Genomic DNA, 22,710 nt, shown 5'->3' with positions numbered 1-22,710 from the left:
GCGCGTCTCCGCCGCTCCGGAGGCGTTCGTCCTGAGTTCCGACCGCGCCCGGCTCAGAACAGCGGCCAGGGCACCGCGGGCATCCCGCCCCGCGGGCCCGGGAAGCGGCCGAAGGAGCCGAGCCGCTCGCAGCGCTTCGCGAACGCGGCGACCTCGTCCTCGGTGAGCAGCTCCGAGAGCGCCTCGCCGAGCGGTCCGTCGATCTGCGCGCGCAGGACCGCCAGCGCCGTCAGCTCCTCCTCGAGCAGCGGTTCGCCGATCCAGCCCCAGAGGACCGTGCGCAGCTTGTGCTCGGAGTGGAAGGTGAGGCCGTGGTCGACCCCGTAGCGGTGGCCGTCGGGCAGCGCGAGCACGTGCCCGCCCTTCCGGTCCGCGTTGTTGGCGACCACGTCGAACACGGCCATCCGGCGCAGCGCCGTCGAGTCCTCGTGCACGAGGGAGATGTCGCGGTCCTCCTCGTCGCTGCCGTCGAGGACGTGCCGCCATCCGTCGGGCACGGCGTCGGCGGGCACCAGGTCGACCGCGTCCTGGTCCGGATCGATGTCCTGCCAGAGCTGGACCATGCCCGGCCCGAGCGGACCGTCGCGGAGCCACGTGCGCGGCACCACGTTCCAGCCGAGCGCCTCCGAGACGAGGTACGCGGCGACCTCGCGGCCCGCGAGCACGCCGTCCGGGAAGTCCCACAGCGGCTTCTCGCCCGAGATCGGCTTGTAGACGACGGACGTCTCGCCGAGCTGCGCGAGGAACGTCGCGTTCGAGGCGATCGTGATCCGGCCGGCCAGCTCCAGCTCGCCGTCGAGCCCGCCCGGGTCGCTCATGCGAGCGGGCAGTCGTGCCCGTCGGGATCCATCGGCTCGCCGCAGCGGGGGCAGAGCGGACGTCCGGCGCCGACGACCTCGAGGGTTCGCTTCGCGAAGGCGCGCGCCGTGCCGACCGGGATCTTCACCTGCAGCATCTCGGTGGGCTCGGGCTCCTCCCCGGAGTCGTCCTCCGCCTCGGTCAGCGGGTAGGCCTCGATCACGATCTGCGCGGTGGACGGGTCCCAGCCGAGGCTGAGACCGCCGACGCGGAACTCGGGCTCCACGGGCTGGTCGAGCGGGTCGTTGTCGACGAGCTCCGGGGGAGTGCCGGCGGGGACGCTGACCGGGTTGCCCTGGGCGGTCATCAGCTGGTCGAGGATCTCGTCGATCTTCTCGGCGAGGAGGGCCGACTGCTGCTTCTCGAGGCCGACGCTGACCACGCGGGGCCCGGTCTTGGCCTGGAGGTAGAAGGAGCGCGAGCCGGGTGAGCCGACGGTCCCCACGACGACGCGATCGGGCCAGTCGAATCCGTGCACGATCGGAGGCATGCCCCCAGTCTACGAGCGCCCGCCTCCGCGGTGGCTGCGCGCGTCGGGCTCGGGCGGCCTGCTGATCGAGCAGCCGTCTCTTCTGCTGACCGAGCCCCCCGCGGAGCGGGCGCATCGAGATCCACCGCCGCCGAGCACCCGCGTCCCTGCCGCTCGGTCGAGCCCTGAAGCGGCCCTCCCGAACCGCGCCTACTCGTGCCCCGCCCCGCCCCCCACGGCGGCGTCCGCCACGGGGGCCGCCTTCCGCAGCCAGCCCAGGTCCCCGGCGTCCGTGTTCATCGCGACGACCTCGGGCCGCCCCGCGCCGTAGCGGATGATCGACACCGACGCCGGTCCGACGCTGAGCCTCTGGAACAGGTCGAGGTGCATGCCGAGCGCGTCCGCGAGGATCGCCTTGATCGTGTCTCCGTGGCTGACCGCCGCCCACACCGCGCCGGCCCCGTGCTCCTCCGCCACCGCCGCGTCGTGCCGCCGGATCGCCGATACGGCCCGGGCCTGCATCGCGAGCATCCCCTCGCCGCCGGGGAACACCACCGCGGAGGGCTGGTTCTGCACCGTCGCCCAGAGCGGCTCCGTCGCGAGATCCCGCAGCGAGCGCCCCGACCAGTCGCCGTAGTCGCACTCGGTGATGCCCTTGTCGATCACCGTCGCCGGCGATCCCGTCTGCCGCTCGAGGACGAAGCGCGTGGTCTGTCGGCACCGCTCGAGCGGGCTCGACACCACGGTCGCGAGCTCGACCGCCGCCAGCCGCTCCCCGGTGCGCGCCGCCTGCGTGCGTCCGACGTCGTCGAGCCGCACTCCGGCGGTGCGTCCGGCGAGGATCCCCGCGGTGTTCGCGGTGGTGCGTCCGTGCCGGACGAGGAGGAGCGTGGGCATGGGGCCAGCGTAGGCGGCCGTGCTCCGCCCCGCCCCGTCGAGCCGCCGGGGCCGCGCCGGTGCGTTCCGCGCGACTCCATCGCGGGACGGATGCCCCGACCGCAGCGCCTGCCTAGGGTGGAGGAGCGGCCGCCCACCGCGGCCCGGAAGGGACACACATGGACGGGACGACGCCCCCCGGCATTCCCCAGGACGGCACGGATACCGAGACCGCCGCCGCGCGCACCGCCGCCGACGGCACCGACTCCGCGCACACCGACTCCGCGCACACCGACTCCGCGCACACCGACTCCGCGACCCCCGCGTGGGCCGCCCCCGAGGCCTCCGGCCGCCACGGCGAGGTCGCCCTGCGGATCCGCGGCCTCCGCAAGCGCTTCGGCGACAAGGAGGCCGTGAAGGACATCGACCTCGACGTCCCCGCCGGGTCCTTCTTCGGGCTCGTCGGCCCCAACGGCGCGGGCAAGACGACGACCCTCTCGATGGCCACGGCCCTGCTCCGCCCCGACAGCGGCGTCGTCACGATCCACGAGGTCGACGTCTGGAAGGACACCCTCGAGGCGAAGCGGCTGATCGGCGTCCTCGCCGACGGCGTCAAGCTGTTCGACCGCCTCACCGGTCTCCAGCTCGTCACCTACTACGGCCTGCTCTGCGGGCTCGAGCGCTCCGTCGTCGTCGAGCGGACCGACGACCTCCTCGCCCTGCTCGGCCTCGATCCGGCCGACCGCACGCTCGTCGTGGACTACTCCGCGGGCATGACCAAGAAGATCGCGCTCGCCTGCGCGCTCGTGCGCGCCCCGCGCCTCCTGGTGCTCGACGAGCCGTTCGAGTCGGTCGACCCGGTCTCGGCGGCGAACATCCGCGACATCCTGACCGGCTTCGTCGCGTCGGGCGGCACGGTCATCGTGTCGTCCCACTCCATGGACCTCGTCGAGCGGATGTGCGACCGGGTCGCCGTCATCGCCGACGGCCGCGTGCTCGCCTCCGGCACCCTCGAGGAGGTCCGCGCCGGCTCCAGCCTCGAGGAGCGCTTCGTCGAGCTGGTCGGCGGCCGCACCCACCAGGAGGGACCGGCATGGTTGCGCATCTCCTGAGGCTGCGGCTGCTCCTGCTCCGCAACTCGCTGACGCGGAACGTGTGGCAGCTGATCGGCGTGATCCTCGGCGGTCTCTACGCGATCGCAGTGCTCGGCCTGGTCGCGGCCGGCCTGGTCGCGCTCGGAGGCACGGACCCGGCGTTCGCGAACGTCGCGATCGTCCTCGGCGGATCCGCTCTGATCCTCGGCTGGGTGCTCGGGCCGATCTTCCTGTCCGGCTCCGACCAGAGCCTCGACCTGCCCACCCTCGCGACCTTCCCGATCCCGCTGCGGACCCTCCTCCTCGGGCTCGCCGCCGCGGGCCTCGCGGGCATCCCCGGCGTGGTGACCACGCTCGGGGCGCTCGCCTCCGCGGCTGCCTGGTGGAGCCGTCCGATCGGCATCCTGCCCGGCCTCGTCGCCGCGGTGATCGGCGTCGCGACCTGCGTGGTCGCGTCCCGCCTGATCGGCGCGCTCACCACGGGCCTGGGCTCGAGCCGCCGCTACCGCGAGGTGATCGGCGGCGTCGTGCTCGTCGTCGTCATCCTGCTCGGACCGCTCTTCTTCGGCCTGACCAACGTGATCCGCGACGGCCTGGACGTCCTGCCCGTGATCGCGGGCGCCCTCGGCTGGTCGCCGCTCGGCGCGATCTGGGCCGTCCCCGGATCCGTCGTCGCGGGCGACTGGGTCGCGGCGATCGCGCGCCTGCTGATCGGGCTCGCGACGCTGGCCGTCCTCGTCTGGGCGTGGGCCCGGGCGCTGCGGCACGCGCTCGCGGAGCCCGCCGCGTCCGGCGCGCACTCCGCCTCCGGATCCGCGGGCCTCGGCCTGTTCGGGCGCTTCCCCGGCACCCCGACCGGCGCCGTCGCCGCGCGTGCCCTCGGCTACTGGTGGCGCGACCCGCGCTACAGCCGCGGGCTCCTCGTCATCCCCGCCGTCGTCGTCCTCGCGGTCTTCTACTCCGCGATCGGCAGCGGGGGCGACACCTTCGTGCTGCTCTCGGCCGTGCTCGTCGGCCTGATCTTCGGCGTGACCCTCTGCGCCGACGTGTCGTACGACGGCACCGCCTGGGCGGCGCACGTCAGCTCCGGAGTGACGGGGTCGGCCGACCGCGCCGGTCGCGTCGTCGCCGCCGCGATCATCGGCGTCCCTGCGGTGGTCGTCGTGGCGGTGGGCACCGCGCTGTACGCGGGACGCGCCGACGCGATCCCGGCCGTGCTGGGCATGGCGCTGGCCCTCGTGCTCAGCGGGTTCGGAGTGTCGAGCGTCGCCTCGTCGCTCGTCGTCTACCCCGTGCCCGGGCCGGGGGACAGCCCGCTGAAGACGCCGCCGGGCTCCGGGATGATCTCGAGCGTCGTGATGCTGGGGAGCATGGCCGCGACCGGTCTGCTGGCGCTCCCGTCGATCGTCCTCGGCGCGATCTCGCTCATCGGCGGCGACCCGGCCTTCGGCCTGATCGGACTGGCGGCCGCCCTCGTGCTGGGCACCGTCTTCGCGCTGGTGGGCATCCGCGTCGGCGGTCGGATCGTCGACCGCCGAGCGCCGGAGCTGTTCGCCGCCCTCGTGACGATCGGCTGACGCGGGTGGCGGGGCGCGGGTGGGCGGTGCCCGCCCGCTGCCCGTCTCCGCCCCGCTCCCCGCCCCCGCGAGTGCGCGGAAGTCGTCGCACTCGAGCTCGAGTGCGACGACTCCTGCACACTCGCGGGAGCGCCGAGCGCCGAGTGCCAAGCACTCGAGAGTCGTCGTAGTCGAGCGCGAGCACGATGACTTCTGCGCACTCGAGGGTCGCTCGAGTGGACGAGCGTCGAGTCTCCAAGAGTCGTCGCAGTCGAGGGCGAGTGCGACAACTCCTGCGTGCTTGCGAGTGCGACGACTCCTGCACACTCGCGGGAGCCGGCGAGGATCGCGCGCACCCGCGAGTGGCCGCGCGTCGGCGAAGGCCCGCACGCAGGAGCCGCGGCAGAATGTGGACATGCGCAGCCTCGAAGTCCTCCTCGATCCGGAGTCGGAGGCTCGCGTCCGCAGCCAGTGGGAGGCGCTCGAGGCGGCCGGCATCCCGAGCCTCGCACTGCACACGTCCGCCAGCAACCGCCCGCACCTCACCCTGGTCGCCGGGCCCGAGCTGACCGCCCCGGAGCCGGGCGCGCTCGGTCCGCTTCCGGCGACGGCCGACCTCGGTGCCGTCCTCCTCTTCCCGCACGCCGGGCGCTTCGTCCTCGCCTGGGGAGTGGTCCGCTCGCCCGCCCTCGACGCTCTGCACGATCGGGCCACGCGCCTCGTGCCGGGCGGCGTCGACACCTCGCTCCAGGACGCCTGGACGCCGCACATCAGCGTCTCTCGCCGCCTCCGCGCCGAGCAGCTCGGCGACGCCGTCCCCCTCCTCGGCGAGCCGTTCACCGTCGGCCTCGCGGGCGTCCGCTTCTGGGACGGCGACACCCGCACCCTCACCGACCTCTGATCCGGGCGCCGCAGAAGACCCCCGACCTCCCCGCAGCCGCCTCCCCAGCTCCCTCCCTGCGGCCCTTCTCCACAGTTCCCCGGACCCCCGGGGCGGCGTCGGAGGCGGCGGGTAGAGTTCCCCGGGTGACAGAGCCCACCGCGACAGCCCTCCCCGCCCCGCCGCTCGCCGACCCCTCGGCGGAGCCCCGCGGCGGCGTCCGGAGCGACGCGGCGAGCGGCGCCCCGGGATCCGGATCCTCCGAGGCGCAGGCGATCCTCGAGAAGGTCTTCGGCTACGGCTCCTTCCGCGGCGAGCAGCAGGCCATCGTCGAGCAGGTCATCGGAGGCGGTGACGCCGTCGTCCTCATGCCCACCGGGGGCGGCAAGTCGCTCTGCTACCAGATCCCCGCCATCGTGCGCCCCGGCACCGGCGTGGTCGTGTCCCCGCTCATCGCGCTGATGCAGGACCAGGTCGACGCCCTCCGCGCGAACGGCGTCCGCGCCGAGTTCCTCAACTCCACCCAGGACGCGGGCGAGCGCAGCCGCGTCGAGCGCGCCTACCTCGACGGCGAGCTCGACCTGCTCTACGTCGCTCCGGAGCGCCTGGGCAACGAGGGCATGAAGCAGTTCCTCGCCCGCGGCCGGATCGCCCTCTTCGCGATCGACGAGGCCCACTGCGTCAGCCAGTGGGGCCACGACTTCCGCCCCGACTACCTCGCACTGGGCGAGCTCGCCGAGCGCTGGCCCGACGTCCCGCGCATCGCCCTCACCGCGACCGCCACCGAGGCGACGCACCGCGAGATCACGTCGCGCCTGCACCTCGGCGCCGCCCGCCACTTCGTCTCGAGCTTCGACCGCCCGAACATCCAGTACCGGATCGTCAACAAGGTCGAGCCGCGCAAGCAGCTGATCGACTTCCTGCGGCGCGAGCACGCGCACGACGCGGGCATCGTCTACGCCCTCTCCCGCAAGAGCGTCGAGGCGACGGCCGAGGCGCTGCGCTCGGCGGGCTTCGACGCCGTCGCGTACCACGCGGGCCTCGACTCGCGGGTGCGCGCCGCCGCCCAGTCGCGGTTCCTCCGCGAGGAGGGCGTCATCGTCTGCGCGACCATCGCCTTCGGCATGGGGATCGACAAGCCGGACGTGCGGTTCGTCGCGCACATCGACCTGCCCAAGTCGGTCGAGGGCTACTACCAGGAGACGGGTCGCGCCGGCCGCGACGGACTGCCGTCCACCGCCTGGCTCGCCTACGGCCTGCAGGACGTGGTGCAGCAGCGCCGGATGATCGACGAGTCGCCGGGAGACCTGGCGCACCGTCGGCGGATGTCCGCGCACCTGGACGCGATGCTCGCGCTCTCCGAGACGGTCCAGTGCCGCCGGGTGAACCTGCTCGCCTACTTCGGCCAGGAGAGCACCGCCTGCGGCAACTGCGACACCTGCCTCGAGCCGCCCGCCTCCTGGGACGGCACGGTCGCGGCGCAGAAGTTCCTGTCGACGGTCGTCCGCCTCAAGCGCGAGCGCAATCAGCAGTTCGGCGCCGGACACATCATCGACGTCCTCCGCGGCAAGACCACGCCGCGCACCACCCAGCACCAGCACGACGGCCTCGCCACCTGGGGCATCGGCGCCGAGCTCAGCGACACCCAGTGGCGCGGAGTCGCCCGCCAGCTCCTCGCGCAGGGCCTTCTCGGCGTGAACGACGACGGCTTCGGCACGCTCGTGCTCACGCCCGCGTCCGGCTCCGTCCTCGGCGGCGAGCGGAAGGTCGAGCTGCGACAGGAGCCGGAGAAGCCGGCCCGCTCCAGCGGATCCTCCCGCTCCGGGCGGTCCACGGTCGCCGAGTTGTCGGGCGAGGCTCAGCCGCTGTTCGAGCGGCTCCGGGAGTGGCGCGCCGCGCAGGCCCGCGCGCAGGCGGTCCCGGCCTACATCGTCTTCAACGACGCGACCCTCCGCGAGATCGCGACCGCCGAGCCGGCGACGATGGACGCGCTCAGCATCATCGGCGGCGTCGGCCAGAAGAAGCTGCTCACCTACGGCGAGGCCGTGCTCGCCGTCGTCGCGGGGGAGAGCCCCGAGATCGCCGTCCCGGAACCCGGTGAGGAGGCTCCCGCTCCCCGCCGCGCGCCGGCCGCCCGTGGCGGGTCGTCCCGCTCACAAGGGGCGAAGCCCTCGTTCGGCCGCGAGTCGTCCGGTCCGCCGGTGTCCGCCGCTCAGCCGCCGGAGGACGACTGGGTGCCGCCGGACGAGCCCGACTGGGAGCCCGGCTGGGACAGCTACTGATCCGTCGCTGAGGCGCGCGGTTCACCGCCCGCGACGGAGGCGGGCGCCGGCGCGGGCGATCGTGTTCCGGCGTCCGCGTCGGCGATCGGGCCCATCTCGTCAGCGACGCGAGCGTCCTCGGTCCGAGGCGCCGGCGGGCGCCCTCAGCCGCCCGCGCCCGTCGACGCCATCCACCCGCCGAGCAGCGTGCAGCAGAACGACGCCGCGAGACCCGCCACCGGCACCCAGAACGCGATGCGCCGCCGCACCAGCAGCACGATCGAGACGACCAGCGCCGCGACGAACGGGACCCACACTCCTCCCGCGGCGAGGACCATCCCGCCCTCGATCAGGCCGATGTCGCAGGCGTTCGATCCGCCGCACGAGTCGCTGGCCATCGCGAAGAACAGCCCGAAGAACGACAGCAGCAGCGTCACCGCGGAGGCCACGAGGATCAGCACGATCGTCAGCACCAGATCCCAGACGCGGACCGGACGGCGATGCGGCACCCCGGATCCCGGCGCGGCCGGAGGCCCGGGAGGCGCTGCCGCGACGTCCGAGGGCGGCGCACCCGGAGTCCCGAGAGACGCGGGCGAGCCGACCACGGGCGGCCCGGCCGCCGGGTGTCGGGCGGGCGGAGGGGGAGGCAGCGGCGGCTCGCTCATGCCGAGAGACTAGCGACGCGTCCTCCGATGAGGCGCCCCTCCTCCGCTGGGGTCCGCAGGGACAGCCCGTTCAGCACACGGACGAGCCGCCCCATCCTCCGCTCCTGTCGGCAGGGACAGCCCGTCCAGCGCGCAGACGAGGCGCCCCGCCTCCGCCTGGTCGGTTCCGACAACGCGCTTCCGCCTCCGCCCGGCGCCGTTTGTGCCCGGGCGACGGAACGTTTCCGCCGCGCCGCCGCGCGACCTACCGTGCGAGGACCGCCTCCGCTGCCGCGCCCGTCGGCGCACGACGCGCCGGGAGCGGCCCGAACCGCAGACGGTCGAAGGGACACGAACACCATGGTCAGCACCGCTCCCCACCCCCGCTCCGCCGCCGACGCCGCCGACCGGGCGGCCACCGGACGCACGCGGGCCCGGCGCTCCCGCTCGGGCTCCATCGCGCCCACGCCGCCGGTGGACTCCCTCGGCTCCGAGGTCGACGCGCGCCTGGACGAGGACGGCGCCCCCTCCGTCGACGTCGCCGCCCTCGGCGAGACCCTGCTCGGCGCCTGGCGCGAGCAGCGCCTCGCCAGCCGCGCCCTGACCGCCCGCCCCGAGCTGCACCGCACCGACGGCCTCCCGATGAAGGAGCACCGCCTCCGCGTCTCGGAGCAGATGCGCGTGCTCGCGGCCGAGGGCGGCGTGCACCGCGCCTTCCCGGTCGACCTCGGCGGCGAGGCCGACCACGGCGGCAACATCGCCGGCTTCGAGGAGCTGGTCACCGCCGACCCCTCCCTGCAGATCAAGTCCGGCGTGCAGTGGGGGCTCTTCGGCGCCGCGGTCCTGCACCTGGGCACCCGCCCGCACCACGAGAAGTGGCTGCCGGGGATCATGAGCCTCGAGATCCCGGGCGCTTTCGCGATGACCGAGACCGGGCACGGATCCGACGTCGCGTCGATCGCCACGACCGCCACCTACGAGGACGGCGAGTTCGTGCTGCGGACGCCGTTCCGCGCGGCCTGGAAGGACTACCTCGGCAACGCGGCCGTGGACGGGCGCGCGGCGGTCGTCTTCGCGCAGCTGGTCACCCGCGGGGTGAACCACGGCGTCCACGCCTTCTTCGTCCCGATCCGCGACGAGCAGGGCGCGTTCCTGCCCGGCGTCGGCGGGGAGGACGACGGCCTCAAGGGTGGTCTGAACGGGATCGACAACGGCCGCCTCCACTTCGACGGCGTCCGCGTCCCGCGCGAGAACCTGCTGAACCGCTACGGCGACGTCGCCGCCGACGGCACCTACTCCTCGCCGATCGCGAGCCCGGGCCGCCGTTTCTTCACCATGCTCGGCACGCTGGTGCAGGGCCGCGTCTCTCTCGACGGAGCCTCGGTCGCCGCGGCGAAGATCGCGCTGACGGTCGCCGTCACCTACGGCGATCAGCGCCGCCAGTTCACCGGCGGCGGCGAGCGGGAGGAGGTGCTGCTCGACTACCAGCGGCACCAGCGCCGCCTCCTGCCGCGCCTGGCCACCACCTACGCCGCCGCCTTCGCGCACGAGAAGCTGCTGACGGCGTTCGACGAGGTCTTCTCCGGCGCGAACGACACCGAGCAGTCGCGGCAGGACCTCGAGACCCTCGCCGCGGGGCTGAAGGCGCTCTCGACCTGGCACGCTCTCGACACGCTGCAGGAGGCGCGCGAGGCCTGCGGAGGCGCGGGCTTCCTCGCGGAGAACCGGCTCACGCAGCTGCGCGCCGACCTCGACGTGTACGCGACCTTCGAGGGCGACAACACCGTGCTCCTCCAGCTGGTCGCCAAGCGCCTGCTGACCGACGTCGGACGCCGCTTCAAGGGCGCCCAGCCCGCGGAGCTCGCGCGGTACGCCGCCTCGCAGGTCGCGGGGGCGACCGTCGACAACTCGGGTCTGCGCCGTCTGGCCCAGGTCGTCGCCGATCGCGGATCGACGGCCCGCTCGGTCGGCCAGCTGCGGGAGGACCAGCGCGAGCTGCTCACCGGCCGCGTCGAGAGCATGGTCGCGGGGATCGCCTCACGGCTGCGCCCGGCGTCGAAGCTGCCCTCCGACGAGGCGGCCCGCCTGTTCAACGCGCACCAGAGCGAGCTCATCGAGGCGGCGCGCGCGCACGCCGAGCTGCTGCAGTGGGAGGCGTTCACGGAGGCGCTCGCCGGCGTCGAGGACGCGGGCACGCGCACCGTCCTCACCTGGCTCCGCGATCTGTTCGGCCTGGGCCTGATCGAGAAGCACCTCGACTGGTACCTCATCCACGGGCGCCTGTCGTCGCAGCGAGCGGTCGCGGTGACGTCCTACATCGACCGGCTGCTCGCCCGCATCCGCCCGCACGCCGCCGACCTGGTCGCGTCGTTCGGCTACGGGCCCGAGCACGTGCGCGCGGCGATCGCGACGGGCGCCGAGGCGGAGCGCCAGGAGGAGGCGCACGCCTGGTACGAGGCCGCCCGCGCCTCCGGCACCCTCCCCACTCCGGAGAAGCGCCGCTGAGCCCCTCCTCGAGATGCCGCTCCGGTACGCGACACGTCGCGCGAGGCGCACCGGAGTGGAATCCCGCGGAGACAGGACGGGGAGGGGCGCGTCAGGACGCGAGGAACGCCAGCGCCTGGTCGCGCTCGGCGCGCAGCTCGAGCACGGACTCGTCGATCCGCGCGCGGGAGTGCGCGTCGATCTCGAGCCCCTCGACGATCCGCCACTCGCCGTCGACGGAGCGGACCGGGAACGAGGAGATCAGCCCCTCCTCCACCCCGTAGGAGCCGTCCGACTCGACGGCGGCCGAGGTCCACGACGTGCCGTCGACCCAGTCGCGCACGTGGTCGATCGCGGCGGAGGCGGCGGACGCGGCCGAGGAGGCGCCGCGGACCTCGATGATCTCGGCGCCGCGCTTGGCGACCCGCGGCTCGAACTCCGTGTGCAGCCACTCCGCGTCGACCAGCTCGGGCACCGGCCGTCCGCCGACGGTGGCGTGCGTCGCGTCGGGGTACTGCGAGGCGGAGTGGTTGCCCCAGATCGCGACGCCCTCGATCGCGTCGACGGGGGCGTCGAGCTTCGCGGCGAGCTGCGCGACCGCCCGGTTGTGGTCGAGGCGCGTCATCGCGGTGAAGCGGCCGGCGGGGATGTCCGGGGCGCTGCGCCGCGCGATCCAGGCGTTGGTGTTGGCCGGGTTGCCGACGACCAGCACGCGGATGTCGGAGGCGGCGTGCGCGTTCAGCGCGGCGCCCTGAGGCCCGAAGATGCCCGCGTTCGCGGCGAGCAGGTCGGCGCGCTCCATGCCCGCGCTGCGCGGCCGGGCGCCCACGAGGAGGGCGACGCTCGCGCCGTCGAACGCGGCGGCCGGGTCGTCCGTCGCCTCGATCCCGCGGAGGAGGGGGAAGGCGCCGTCCTGCAGCTCGAGCGCCGTGCCCGCGGCCGCGCGGAGGCCGGAGGGGATCTCGAGCAGGTTCAGGCGGACGGGGACGTCCGGCCCGAGGAGCTGACCCGAGGCGATGCGGAACAGGAGCGCGTAGCCTATGGCGCCCCCCGCTCCCGTGACCGTGACCGTGACCGGAGTGCGCTGCTGGTTCATGCGCCGAGCGTATTCCCGCCGGCTGGGGGAGGGGGAGGAGTCAGCCGGACGGCGGGCCCTCGGCGGGAGGCGCCGTCGACCCGCGGAGCACGAGCTTGTTGCGCAGCCGCACGTGCTGCTCGGCCACGCTCCCGCCGTCGATCAGCGTCAGGAGCGCCCGGGCGGCCGCGCGCCCCACGCGGTGCAGCGGCTGCCTCACCGTCGTGAGCGCGGGGACCACCCGGGAGGCGTCGGGCACGTCGTCGTAGCCCACGACCGACAGCTGCCCCGGCACCGAGAGGCCCAGCGCCCGGGCCGCCTCGATCACGGCGATGGCGGAGGCGTCGTTCGCGGCGAGGACCGCCGTCGGGCGGTCGGGCAGCAGCAGCAGCTCGTGGGCGGCTGCGAGGGAGGGGTCGTGCCGGTAGTAGCCGACCCGTACGAGCGCGGGGTCGTAGGGGAGGCCGGCGTCCGCGAGCGCCCGCTGGTAGCCGGCGCCGCGCCGGTGCGACGACTCCAGGTCGGGGCGGCCCGCGACGAAGCCGATGCGGCGGTGGCCGAGCCCGATCAGGTGGCTGGTCGCCAGCTGCGCTCCGCCGAAGTCGTCGGTCGCCACCGAGTGCAGCTCGGTCTGCGCGGTCAGCGGATCCACGACGACGAGCGGCAGGTCCGACGGGGGGATCACGCCGGAGGGAGTCACCAGGATCGCTCCCGCTACGTGCGCCTCGGTGAGGCGCCGCAGGGACTCCTGCTCCCATCCCGCCCGGCCCCGGCGGCTCGCCCCGCTGCCGGCGAGGAGGTCGAACCGGGTCCCCCGGAGCGCCGTCGCCACTCCCTGCAGCACCTCCGTGCCGAACGGCTCGAAGTCGCCCAGGAGCACGCCGATGACGCCTGAGCGCTCCGCGCACTCCGTCGTCACGACCTCCTGCTCGGCCTCCGCCGTCGCCGCCCCTGCGGACATCCTCGTCCCCTCCCGCCGTCCCCGCCCGGCCGCGGCGGAACGCGGTGATCGCCTCGCTGCGCTGCTCCGGACGGTTGAGAACACGTCCTTGCAATCGGGAATGTTCCCGGTAACATTGCCCGCAAGACTAGCTGAGGGAAAGCTCAGCAGTCGAGAGAGACGAGTATCGGGCAGCCTTTCTCCCCTCAGTGCTGAGGGGGTCGAGAGCTGGAGCTCGCGTGGCCACGCTGTGGAAGCCGCCGCGCACGAGCCGTCCGCCGCTCTCCGCGCGTCCTGCGCTCCAGGCGCGGCCGAACGCCCCTCGGGCTGCGCCGCGCTCCGTCCTCTCGCGGCCTCGGGCCGCGCCACCACTCCGCGCCGTCCGGCGCTCGACCTGATCGGCGACGATGCCGATCGAGTGAGGAACACCATGTCCACGCGACGCACCCCCCGACCCCTCTGGCTCGTCCGCTCGGGCGCCGCTCTCGCCGGCTGCCTGCTCCTGTCCGGCGTCGCCGCCGCGGCCGCGGCCGCCGACACCGAGTACGGCTCCGACGACGTCGACGTGAACGTCAGCATCGAGGAGCTGGAGCAGCCCGGCGCCCTCTCGATGTCGATCGACGGCACCTCCGCCACGCTCGCCGAGGAGGGCCCCACCCCGACCGTGCGCGCGTTCACCGGGCAGCTGCCCGACGTGACCGTGACGGACACCCGGACCGTCGACGAGATCCCGGCCGGAGCCGGCTGGTACGTCCTTGGCTCGGCGAGCGCCTTCACCGGCGACGCGGACCAGGAGGACATCTCCTCCGACCACCTCGGCTGGACGCCGGTCCTCGTGGACGGCGGCGAGTCGGGCCTCGTGTCCGAGGGCGACCCGGTCGACACGATCCTCGACGAGGGCGCCGACGCCGTGGGCCTGTTCGACCAGGAGCTGCTCGCGCTGTCGCTCGACTCGCAGGAGACCGCGACGGACGGGTCCTGGACCGTGTCCGCGGGCCTCACCCTGAAGACCGAGGCCGACGTCGCCCCCGGCGACTACTCCTCCGTCCTGACGCTGTCGCTGTTCGAATGACCCCGATGCGCGCAGTCGCCTCCACGGCGATCGGCGCCCTCCTCGCGGCGGGCCTGCTCGCCTCCGGCGCGGCTCCGGCGACCGCGGCCGGCGCCTGGTCGCCGAAGGCCTCCTACACGTCGACGGACCGCGGCGACGGCACCTACTCCGTGCCGCTGCTGAACGCCGACGTGCCCGACGTCAGCGTCGAGCGCGTGCCCGCGGCCGAGAACGACGAGGGCCGCGACATCTACTACATGATCAGCACCACGATGCACCTCAGCCCGGGCGCCCCGATCATGAAGTCCTACGACCTCGTCAACTGGGAGATCGTCAACTACGTCTTCGACCGGCTCGAGATCGGCGACCGCTTCTCGCTCCGGAACGGGCAGAACTCCTACGGCAACGGCCAGTGGGCCTCGTCGCTCCGGTACCACGACGGCCGCTACTACGCGGTCTTCAACACCAACAACCTCGGCGGCTCCTACCTCTACTCGACCGACGACATCGAGGACGGAGCCTGGACCCGCACGGCCCTCGGCCGCGCCTTCCACGACCCGTCGCTCTTCTTCGACGACGCGGACGGCGGCACGCCGTACATCTTCTACGGCTCCGGATCCACCAGCGCCGTGAAGCTGAGCGAGGACCTGACGACCGTCGTCGCCGAGTACCCGAACATCCTCCGCACCTCGGACTACCCGGGAGCCGGCTACCTCGGCGGCCTGTTCGAGGGCGCGCAGGTGCAGTACATCGACGGGCAGTACTACATCGTCATCATCACCTGGCCCTCGGGCCAGGGCCGCCAGGTGGCGCTGTTCCGCTCGTCCGAGCTGCTGGGCCGCTACGCGACCGCCGACGGCAGCAACCCCTACGAGGGCAAGGGCGTGCTGAACTCCAGCGGGTTCGCCCAGGGGAGCCTCGTGCCGATCGCGAAGGAGGACGGCTCGACCGCCTGGCACGGCATGTTCTTCCGCGACAGCTTCCCGACCGGCCGCATCCCCGGGCTCATCCCGGCGACGTGGAAGGACGGCTGGCCGACGTTCGGGACGAACGGCTCGGTGCCGGTGGGCGGGAGCTTCCCGAAGCCGATCCGCCTCAGCCCCGAGGAGGAGCTGTTCGAGCGGCAGAAGAGCATCGTCGTCTCGGACGACTTCGACAACGACGCCCCGGCGAAGGCCTACCAGGACGAGTCGTGGACGATCCCGCCCGCGCCCTCCTACGACGCGTCGCTGCTCGGCGTGCAGCTGCTCCAGAACCCGGGAGCGGAGTCGGGGACGGCGCCGTGGGCAGGCCAGTTCGGCGCGACGCTGTCGGCCGACACGACCGACCCGGCGTCCGGCACCGCCGCGCTCCGCGTGGGCACCCGCACGCTCAACGGCTCAGGCCCGAGCCAGGTGCTCGCGAACAAGCTGCAGCGCGGCGTGACCTACACCGTGTCCGCGAAGGTGAAGTACACGACCGGCCCCGCGTCGGTCCGCTTCAACCTCTGCGCCGACTTCGGCGCGGGACCCGTGACGATGGCCTCCGCCGCCGTCACGCAGGGGCAGTGGACGACGATCACGGGGACCTACACGGTGCCCGAGACCGCGAACGTCGGCAGCGTGAAGTTCGCCGTCGAGACGCCGTGGGGCAATCCGCAGCCGGCGTCCTCGAGCACCGAGTACCTGCTCGACGACGTCTCGCTCGTCGGCGCCGCTCCCACCCTCGAGCGCCCGACGGCCGCCGAGATCGAGCCGAACGGCTCGACCCTCGCCCTCCCCTGGCAGTGGAACCACGCCCCCGACAACCGCTACTGGTCGCTGACCGAGCGCGAGGGCTGGCTCCGCCTCACCAACGGGAAGGTGCTCAGCGGAACGGCCGCGCACACACGCCTCTCGGGCTCGCCCGAGATGACGTACCTGGAGGAGGCGCGCAACACGCTCTCCCAGCGCATCGTGGCTCCGAAGCAGTCGGCGGAGGCGGCGTTCGACGTCTCCGGGATGAAGGACGGCGACGTCGCCGGGCTCGCGGCCTACAACCGCGGCTTCTCCTACGTCGCGGTCAAGCGCGTGGACGGCGTCACCACCGTCGGCGTCGTGAACCGCAGCCAGCCGTTCGCGACCACGTTCGATCAGGCGGCCGTCGAGTCCTTCCTCCCCGGCACCACCGCCGCTCTCGGTGACGCCTCGCAGGTGCGCCTGAAGGCCGATCTCGAGCTCTCGGCCCCGGCCGGACAGCTCTGGACGACCTTCTCGTACAGCCTCGACGGGACGAGCTGGACGAAGCTCGGCAGCCGCGTCGGCCCGCAGACCCTCGACGGTCAGCTCACGCACTTCATGGGCCACCGCCTCGGGCTGTTCAGCTACGCGACGAAGACCGCCGGCGGCCACGTCGACGTCGACGAGTTCCTCCTGAGCGACACCCTCTCCTCGGAGGGGAAGGCGCTCGACCGCTCGCAGCTCGACGCGGCCGTCGCCCACGCGGCGACGCTCCGCTCCGACGACTACCCGGCCGACGCCTGGTCCGACCTCCAGTCGGTCCTCGCGAAGGCGCAGGCGGTCGGCACCGCGGGATCGCAGAACCAGATCGACGCCCCGGAGCGCGCGCTCAGCTACCAGCTGGCGCGCCTCGGGACGCTGAAGGAGGCGTCGCTCGACGTGACCGCCGCCGCCGCGACCCGCTGCATCGCGGGGAAGGTCGTCGTGACCGTGCGGGCGACCAACGCCGACGACGTGCCCGTCGCCCTCCGGATGGAGAGCGCCTCCGGCACGAAGACGGTCGCCGCGCTCGCACCCGGCGCCACGACGAGCCACGCCTTCACCACGCGGGCGGCCTCGGTCCCCGCCGCCGAGGTGGTCGTGACCGCGACCGCCACCCTCGACGGCGAGCCGGTGACGACCACGGTGAGAGCGCCCCACCCGGCCGCGTCCTGCGGCTGAGCACTCCGGGGGCGGCCCGCGCGGCCGCCCCCGCCCCCGAACGCGTCAGCGGCACCCGTCGCCGACGATCTCCTGCACGACACGATCAAGGAGGATCCGTGAGATCACCACAACGAGAAGCCGCTCCGAAGGGGCGGTTGCGGCTGAGGCTGCTGGCCACGGCCGCGCTGACCGCGCTCCTGGTGGCCCCCTTCGCCGCCCAGACCTCGTCCGCCGCTGAGGCGGAGCTCATCGTCAACGGCGGCTTCGAGAGCGGCATCAGCAGCTGGTTCGTCAACAACGGCAACGCCGCCGACGCCGGCACCATCGCGACGACCACGGATGCGCGCACCGGCACCGCCGCAGCGCTCGTCACCGGCCGCACGACCACCGGCGCGGGCGCCATGCAGGACCTCAGCGGCAAGGTCGTCGCCGGCCAGACCTACCAGGTCAAGGCGCAGATCAAGTACGAGAACGCCGCGAGCCCCGCGACCAAGCAGTTCTTCGCCACCATGCACTACGGCGGAGGCACCTACACGAACCTCGCGAGCGTCACCGCCACGAAGGGGCAGTGGGCGACGATCAACGGATCGTTCACCATCCCCGCCGGGCAGAGCGTCGCCACCGCGCGCCTCTTCTTCGAGACGCCGTGGACCGCGACTCCCTCGGCCGCGCCCGAGACGCACCTCATGGACTACAAGCTCGACGACGTCTCGCTGGTCGGAGCGGCGCCGCCCGCGCCCGCCTCGCGCACCATCGAGGTCGTGGGCAAGATCCCGGGCGACCACAACCCGCTCATGGGCTGGAAGTTCGGCGCCGACGGCTTCGGCTTCGTCGAGAACGGCCGCGTGTACATGTACATGACGAACGACACCCAGGGCTACGCTCCGAACCCCGCCACGGGCGTCTCGGCGGGCATCGACTACGGCAAGATCAACCAGATCACCGTGATCTCCTCGGACGACCTCGTCAACTGGACCGACCACGGCGAGATCCAGGTCGCCGGCTCCACCGGAGTCGCGCCCTACACCGGCAACTCGTGGGCTCCCGGCATGGCGAAGAAGACCGTGAACGGCGTCGACAAGTACTTCCTCTACTACGCCAACGGCGGCGGCTCCAGCAACGTGATCACCGGCGACTCGCCGGTGGGTCCGTGGACCAGCCAGCGCACCTCCACGCTCATCAACGCGTCCACCCCGGGCGCCGAGGCGGTCGCGTGGAAGTTCGACCCGGCACCGCTCGTCGACGACGACGGCCAGGGCTACCTGTTCTTCGGAGGCGGACCCGCCTCGACCGCGCTCCCCGCGGCCGAGCGCTTCAACAATCCGAAGAACATCCGCGTGATCGAGCTCGGCGACGACATGATCTCGACCCAGGGCACTTCCGCCGTCGTGGACGCGCCCGTCGCGTTCGAGGCGGCCCAGGTGTTCAAGCGCCAGGACAAGTACTACCTCTCGTACTCGTCCCACTTCGGCGGCAACGACTTCGGCGGCAACCAGACCCGCGAGCCCGGCTACCCGGGCGGCGGCGAGATCGGCTACATGATCTCGGACGACCCGATGTCCTGGCCCAAGGAGAACTACGCCGGCGTGATGTTCCCGAACCAGAGCCGCTTCTTCGGAGCCGGCACCGGCGGCAACAACCACCAGTCGGTCTTCGAGCTGGGCGGCAAGTACTACTTCACCTACCACGCGCCGACGCTCAACAAGCGGATCAACGGCGACACCACCCAGGGGTACCGCAGCCCGCACATCCAGGAGCTGCAGTTCAACGCCGACGGCACGGTGCAGCAGGTGGTCGGCGACTACAAGGGCGTCGACCAGGTGAAGGACTTCGATCCGTACCGCACCTTCCCGGCCGAGACCATCGGCTGGAGCAAGGGCATCGCGACGGCGCCGCTCGGCACCCCCGCCGCGGGCGCGACGCAGAACCTCGTGCTGAAGGACCTCGACAACGGCGACTGGACCGCGCTGTCCGCCGTCGACTTCGGGGACACCGGAGCCGCGACGTTCACCGCGAAGGCCAAGGCGCTGCAGGCCGGCGGCACCGTCACCGTCCGCCTCGACTCCGAGACCGGGCCCGTCGCGGGCACCGTCGCGGTGAACGGGACGACCGGTGAGTGGACCGACGTCAGCGCCGCGCTGACCGGAGCGACCGGAGTGCACGACGTGTTCTTCAGCTACTCCGGACCCTCCGGCGACCTGTTCGAGCTCGACACCTTCGCCTTCACCGAGGGCGAGGCGGCTCCGGCGCTCGACATCACGGCGAGCGCGGCGACCCGCTGCATCGCGGGCAAGGCGATCGTCACCGTCCAGGCGAGCAACGGCTCCGACGTCCCCGTCGGCGTGACCTTCACGTCGACGTCCGGCACGAAGTCGTTCACCTCGGTGGCGCCCGGCAAGACCGTGTCGCACGCCTTCACCACCCGTCAGGCGAACCTGCCCGCCGGTGCGGTGACCGTCGAGGCCACGGCCACGATGAACGGCGCCCCCGTCGAGACGGAGGTGAGCGCTCCGTACGCGGCGCGCCCGTGCTCGTAGCGCACGGCTGAACCACCGGGGAGCGCCCCCGGCCCTGCGGGGCCGGGGGCGCTCCTGCGCGTGCGGGGGGATCTCGATACGCCCCTCCGGGGCTGCTCGATCAGCATGTGCCGGCCGCGCAGCGGGGTGATGAGACCCCGCTGGGTCAGCGGCTGTCGGCCAGGCGCATCGTGCCGCCGGCCTGGGCGGCGAAGGCGCGGGCGGTCGCCGCGATGGTGCGCTGCATGACCCGCGCCGCGGCGGTCGGCGCGAGGTCCGCCGGGCGCGCGAGGCTGATCGTCCGGGTCAGCGTGGGCTTCTCGAGCGTCGGCTCCTCGATGCGGATCGAGCGCAGCCCCGGGCGCCCCTGCAGCACCATCGCCGGGACGACCGCGACGCCCAGGCCCCGCTCGGCGAAGCGCAGCACCGCGTCCATCTCGGCGCCCTCCAGCACCACGTCCGGCTCCAGGCCCGCGGCGGCGAACGCGGCGTCGGTCGTGCGGCGCAGGTCGTAGCTCGAGTTGAAGACGATCTGCGGGAGGCGGGCGACCGCGGCCAGGTCGAGCGCGCCGGTCGCGGCGAGGGGAGGCTCCGCGGCGGAGGAGACCACGACGAGCTCCTCGACGAGCAGCGGCGTCACCGTGAAGGCGCCGGGAGCGGCCGCGGTCGAGGTCGTCACCAGCGCCAGGTCGAGCTCGCCCCGTGCCAGCCGGTCGAAGAGGCTCCGCGACCCGTCCTCGGCGAGGTGCAGCTCCACGGCGGGATGCGCGGAGTGGAACGCGTGCAGCACCTCCGCGACGAGGCTGATGCAGAGCGTCGGCGTCGCGCCGAACCGCACCCGGCCGCGCTCGAGTCCGGCCAGCTCGGCCAGCTCGCGGCGCACCGATCCGGCGTCGGCGAGCATGCGCCGGGCGAGCGGCAGCAGCAGCTCCCCGGCCGGTGTGAGGGTGCTGCCGGAACGCGCCCGGTGGAAGAGCTCGGAGCCGAGGTCCTGCTCCAGCGCGGCGATCCGGCGGCTCAGCGAGGGCTGCGCGAGATGCAGCTCCTCGGCGGCGCGGGTGAAGCTGCCGAGGCGGGCGACCTCGACGAATCCGGTGAGCTGCTCGAGATCCACATGCATACCCTATGCGTATGGCCGTGCCCAGCATTATGCATTGGAGTAATCGAAGCGCCGTGCCTAGCGTGGAGGCATGACCACTTCAGAGACCACCGCACCGGAGCGTCGGATCTCCACCTCCGTCCTCGTCATCGGCACCGGCGGATCGGGCCTGCGCGCCGCGATCGAGCTCGCCGAGGCGGGCGTGGACGTCCTCGCGCTCGGCAAGCGCTCGAAGTCGGACGCGCACACCTCCCTCGCCGCCGGCGGCATCAACGCCGCCCTCGCCACGATGGACCCCGACGACAGCTGGCAGCAGCACGCGGCCGACACCATCACCGAGTCCTACCAGCTCGCCAACCCGCGCACGGTCGAGATCGTCACCTCCAACGCCGCCCGCGGCATCCAGGACCTCGAGCGCTACGGCATGCCGTTCGCCCGCGAGGGCGACGGCCGCATCTCGCAGCGCTTCTTCGGCGCGCACACCTACCGCCGGACCGCCTTCGCGGGCGACTACACCGGCCTCGAGATCCAGCGCACGCTCGTCAACCGGGCCGCCCAGCTCGAGATCCCGATCCTGGACACCGTGTACGTCACGCGCATCCTCGTCAACGAGGACGGAGCCGTGTTCGGCGCCTACGGCTTCGACCTCGTCGACGGCACCCGCTACCTGATCCACGCGGATGCGGTGATCCTCGCCGCGGGCGGGCACAACCGCATCTGGCGCCGCACCTCCTCCCGCCGCGACGAGAACACGGGCGACTCGTTCCGCCTGGCCGTCGAGGCCGGCGGCCGCCTGCGCGACCCCGAGCTCGTCCAGTTCCACCCGTCGGGCATCATCGAGCCCGAGAACGCGGCCGGCACGCTGATCTCCGAGGCCGCGCGCGGCGAGGGCGGCATCCTCCGCAACGGCCTCGGCGAGCGCTTCATGGGCAAGTACGACGCCGAGCGCCTCGAGCTCTCGACCCGCGACCGCGTCGCCCTCGCCTGCTACACCGAGATCAAGGAGGGTCGCGGCACGCCCAACGGCGGGGTCTGGCTCGACGTCTCGCACCTGCCGCGCGAGACGATCATGACCCGGCTGCCGCGGGTGTACCAGACGATGCTCGAGCTGCAGATGCTCGACATCACGAAGGACCCGATCGAGATCGCGCCCACGGCGCACTACTCGATGGGCGGGGTCTGGGTGCGCTCGGACGACCACAGCACCGACGTCCCCGGGCTCTACGCGATCGGAGAGGCCTCCAGCGGACTGCACGGCGCCAACCGCCTCGGCGGCAACTCGCTGATCGAGCTGCTGGTGTTCGGCCGGATCGTCGGGCAGGCGGCGGCGGAGTACTCCGCCTCACTGACCGCCCAGACGCGCTCGGCCGCGTCCGTCCAGGTCGCCCGCGACGAGATCGCCGGCCTGCTCGCGGCCGACGGCACCGAGAACGTCCGCGCTCTGCAGCGCGCGATCCGCAACACGATGACCGAGCACGCCGGAGTCGTCCGCGACGAGGAGGGCCTGCTCGCCGGGCTCGCCGAGCTGGACGCGATCGAGGCGCGCATCGCCGACATCGGCGTGCACCCGGACATCGCCGGCTTCCAGGACCTCGCCCACGCCTTCGACCTCAAGTCGGCCGCGATGGCCGCGCGGGCCACCCTCGACGCAGCGCTCGAGCGCCGGGAGAGCCGCGGCTGCCACAACCGCAGCGACTACCCGGACATCGACCCGGCCCTCCAGGTGAACCTCGTCTGGTCGCCCTCCGCGGGGATCACGCGCGAGGAGATCCCCGCGGTGCCGGAGGAGATCCAGGCGCTGATCAGCGGCGAGGTCGCCACCGCGGGCAAGCTGCTCGAGTAGCCGGAACCGCGACGGCACGACGCCGGTCGCCCTCACCGCCTGCTCGCCGGGCACCACCGGCGCCCAGGCGCCCCCCGGGATCCTCCTGGGGACCACGGACAAGGTCACCGCCCTGGATCCCGCCGGCTCCTGGGACCTCGGCTCGGCGACGCTGCAGAACCAGG

At 73.2% G+C, this 22,710-nt stretch carries 16 protein-coding genes; 9 read left to right on the top strand and 7 right to left on the bottom strand.

Annotation, left to right across the window (positions count from 1 at the left end):
- Positions 1-53 precede the first annotated feature (53 nt).
- The 3 genes from C5B93_RS03330 to C5B93_RS03320 all read right to left on the bottom strand — a co-directional run bounded on the left by C5B93_RS03330 (position 54) and on the right by C5B93_RS03320 (position 2,224).
- Positions 54-818 carry an SCO1664 family protein gene (locus C5B93_RS03330; RefSeq protein ID WP_104291764.1) on the bottom strand — a complete coding sequence of 255 codons (765 nt, stop codon included), beginning with the start codon at positions 816-818 and terminating at the stop codon, positions 54-56.
- Positions 815-1,348, bottom strand: a complete 534-nt coding sequence (locus tag C5B93_RS03325) for a DUF3090 domain-containing protein (RefSeq protein WP_104291763.1) — start codon at positions 1,346-1,348, stop codon at positions 815-817. The genes C5B93_RS03330 and C5B93_RS03325 overlap by 4 nt, the downstream gene beginning before the upstream one ends.
- Before the next feature lie 189 nt (positions 1,349-1,537).
- Positions 1,538-2,224 carry a histidine phosphatase family protein gene (locus C5B93_RS03320; RefSeq protein WP_104226042.1) on the bottom strand — a complete coding sequence of 229 codons (687 nt, stop codon included), beginning with the start codon at positions 2,222-2,224 and terminating at the stop codon, positions 1,538-1,540.
- A gap of 158 nt (positions 2,225-2,382) precedes the next feature.
- Here C5B93_RS03320 and C5B93_RS03315 point away from each other — a divergent pair, with 158 nt between their 5' ends.
- The 4 genes from C5B93_RS03315 to recQ all read left to right on the top strand — a co-directional run bounded on the left by C5B93_RS03315 (position 2,383) and on the right by recQ (position 8,015).
- Positions 2,383-3,315: an ABC transporter ATP-binding protein gene (locus C5B93_RS03315; RefSeq protein WP_104291762.1), complete on the top strand. Its 933-nt coding sequence runs from the start codon at positions 2,383-2,385 to the stop codon at positions 3,313-3,315.
- Complete coding sequence (locus tag C5B93_RS03310; RefSeq protein WP_104291761.1) at positions 3,297-4,874, top strand: transporter; 1,578 nt, start codon at positions 3,297-3,299, stop codon at positions 4,872-4,874. The genes C5B93_RS03315 and C5B93_RS03310 overlap by 19 nt, the downstream gene beginning before the upstream one ends.
- A gap of 394 nt (positions 4,875-5,268) precedes the next feature.
- A complete protein-coding gene (locus tag C5B93_RS17120; RefSeq protein ID WP_181068309.1) occupies positions 5,269-5,754 on the top strand; it encodes a 2'-5' RNA ligase family protein in 486 nt (161 codons plus the stop codon).
- A gap of 125 nt (positions 5,755-5,879) precedes the next feature.
- A complete protein-coding gene (gene recQ / locus C5B93_RS03305; RefSeq protein ID WP_181068308.1) occupies positions 5,880-8,015 on the top strand; it encodes a DNA helicase RecQ in 2,136 nt (711 codons plus the stop codon).
- 143 nt (positions 8,016-8,158) lie between these two features.
- On the opposite strand, the gene C5B93_RS03300 is transcribed toward recQ, so the two are convergent.
- Entirely contained in the window at positions 8,159-8,659 is a 501-nt protein-coding gene (locus C5B93_RS03300; RefSeq protein WP_219814014.1) for a DUF6264 family protein, read from the bottom strand.
- Between the two features lie 339 nt (positions 8,660-8,998).
- On the opposite strand from C5B93_RS03300, the gene C5B93_RS03295 reads away from it, so the two are divergent.
- Positions 8,999-11,143, top strand: coding sequence for an acyl-CoA dehydrogenase (locus C5B93_RS03295; RefSeq protein WP_104291760.1), 2,145 nt, complete (start codon positions 8,999-9,001; stop codon positions 11,141-11,143).
- Positions 11,144-11,234: 91 nt separating this feature from the next.
- Here C5B93_RS03295 and C5B93_RS03290 read toward each other — a convergent pair whose 3' ends face one another.
- Positions 11,235-12,218, bottom strand: a complete 984-nt coding sequence (locus C5B93_RS03290) for a malate dehydrogenase (protein WP_104226035.1) — start codon at positions 12,216-12,218, stop codon at positions 11,235-11,237.
- 40 nt (positions 12,219-12,258) lie between these two features.
- Positions 12,259-13,158 (bottom strand): LacI family DNA-binding transcriptional regulator, encoded by a 900-nt coding sequence (locus C5B93_RS03285; protein ID WP_104224380.1) that lies wholly within the window; start codon positions 13,156-13,158, stop codon positions 12,259-12,261.
- Positions 13,159-13,567: 409 nt separating this feature from the next.
- Between C5B93_RS03285 and C5B93_RS03280 the strand changes: the two genes are divergently transcribed.
- The 3 genes from C5B93_RS03280 (at position 13,568) to C5B93_RS03270 (ending at position 19,625) form a co-directional block, all read left to right on the top strand.
- Complete coding sequence (locus C5B93_RS03280) at positions 13,568-14,209, top strand: hypothetical protein (RefSeq protein WP_104291841.1); 642 nt, start codon at positions 13,568-13,570, stop codon at positions 14,207-14,209.
- A 5-nt stretch (positions 14,210-14,214) separates the two neighbouring features.
- Complete coding sequence (locus C5B93_RS03275) at positions 14,215-17,106, top strand: family 43 glycosylhydrolase (protein ID WP_258068116.1); 2,892 nt, start codon at positions 14,215-14,217, stop codon at positions 17,104-17,106.
- Positions 17,107-17,204: 98 nt separating this feature from the next.
- Entirely contained in the window at positions 17,205-19,625 is a 2,421-nt protein-coding gene (locus C5B93_RS03270) for a family 43 glycosylhydrolase (RefSeq protein WP_219812654.1), read from the top strand.
- Positions 19,626-19,770: 145 nt separating this feature from the next.
- On the opposite strand, the gene C5B93_RS03265 is transcribed toward C5B93_RS03270, so the two are convergent.
- Entirely contained in the window at positions 19,771-20,724 is a 954-nt protein-coding gene (locus C5B93_RS03265) for a LysR family transcriptional regulator (protein ID WP_104224383.1), read from the bottom strand.
- A gap of 70 nt (positions 20,725-20,794) precedes the next feature.
- On the opposite strand from C5B93_RS03265, the gene C5B93_RS03260 reads away from it, so the two are divergent.
- A complete protein-coding gene (locus C5B93_RS03260) occupies positions 20,795-22,546 on the top strand; it encodes an L-aspartate oxidase (protein WP_104249682.1) in 1,752 nt (583 codons plus the stop codon).
- The last annotated feature ends 164 nt before the right edge of the window (positions 22,547-22,710 follow it).

The organism is Rathayibacter sp. AY1A2 (genome assembly GCF_002930935.1).
Classification (GTDB): Bacteria; Actinomycetota; Actinomycetes; order Actinomycetales; family Microbacteriaceae; genus Rathayibacter.
This window is presented reverse-complemented; position numbering and strand designations above follow the sequence as displayed.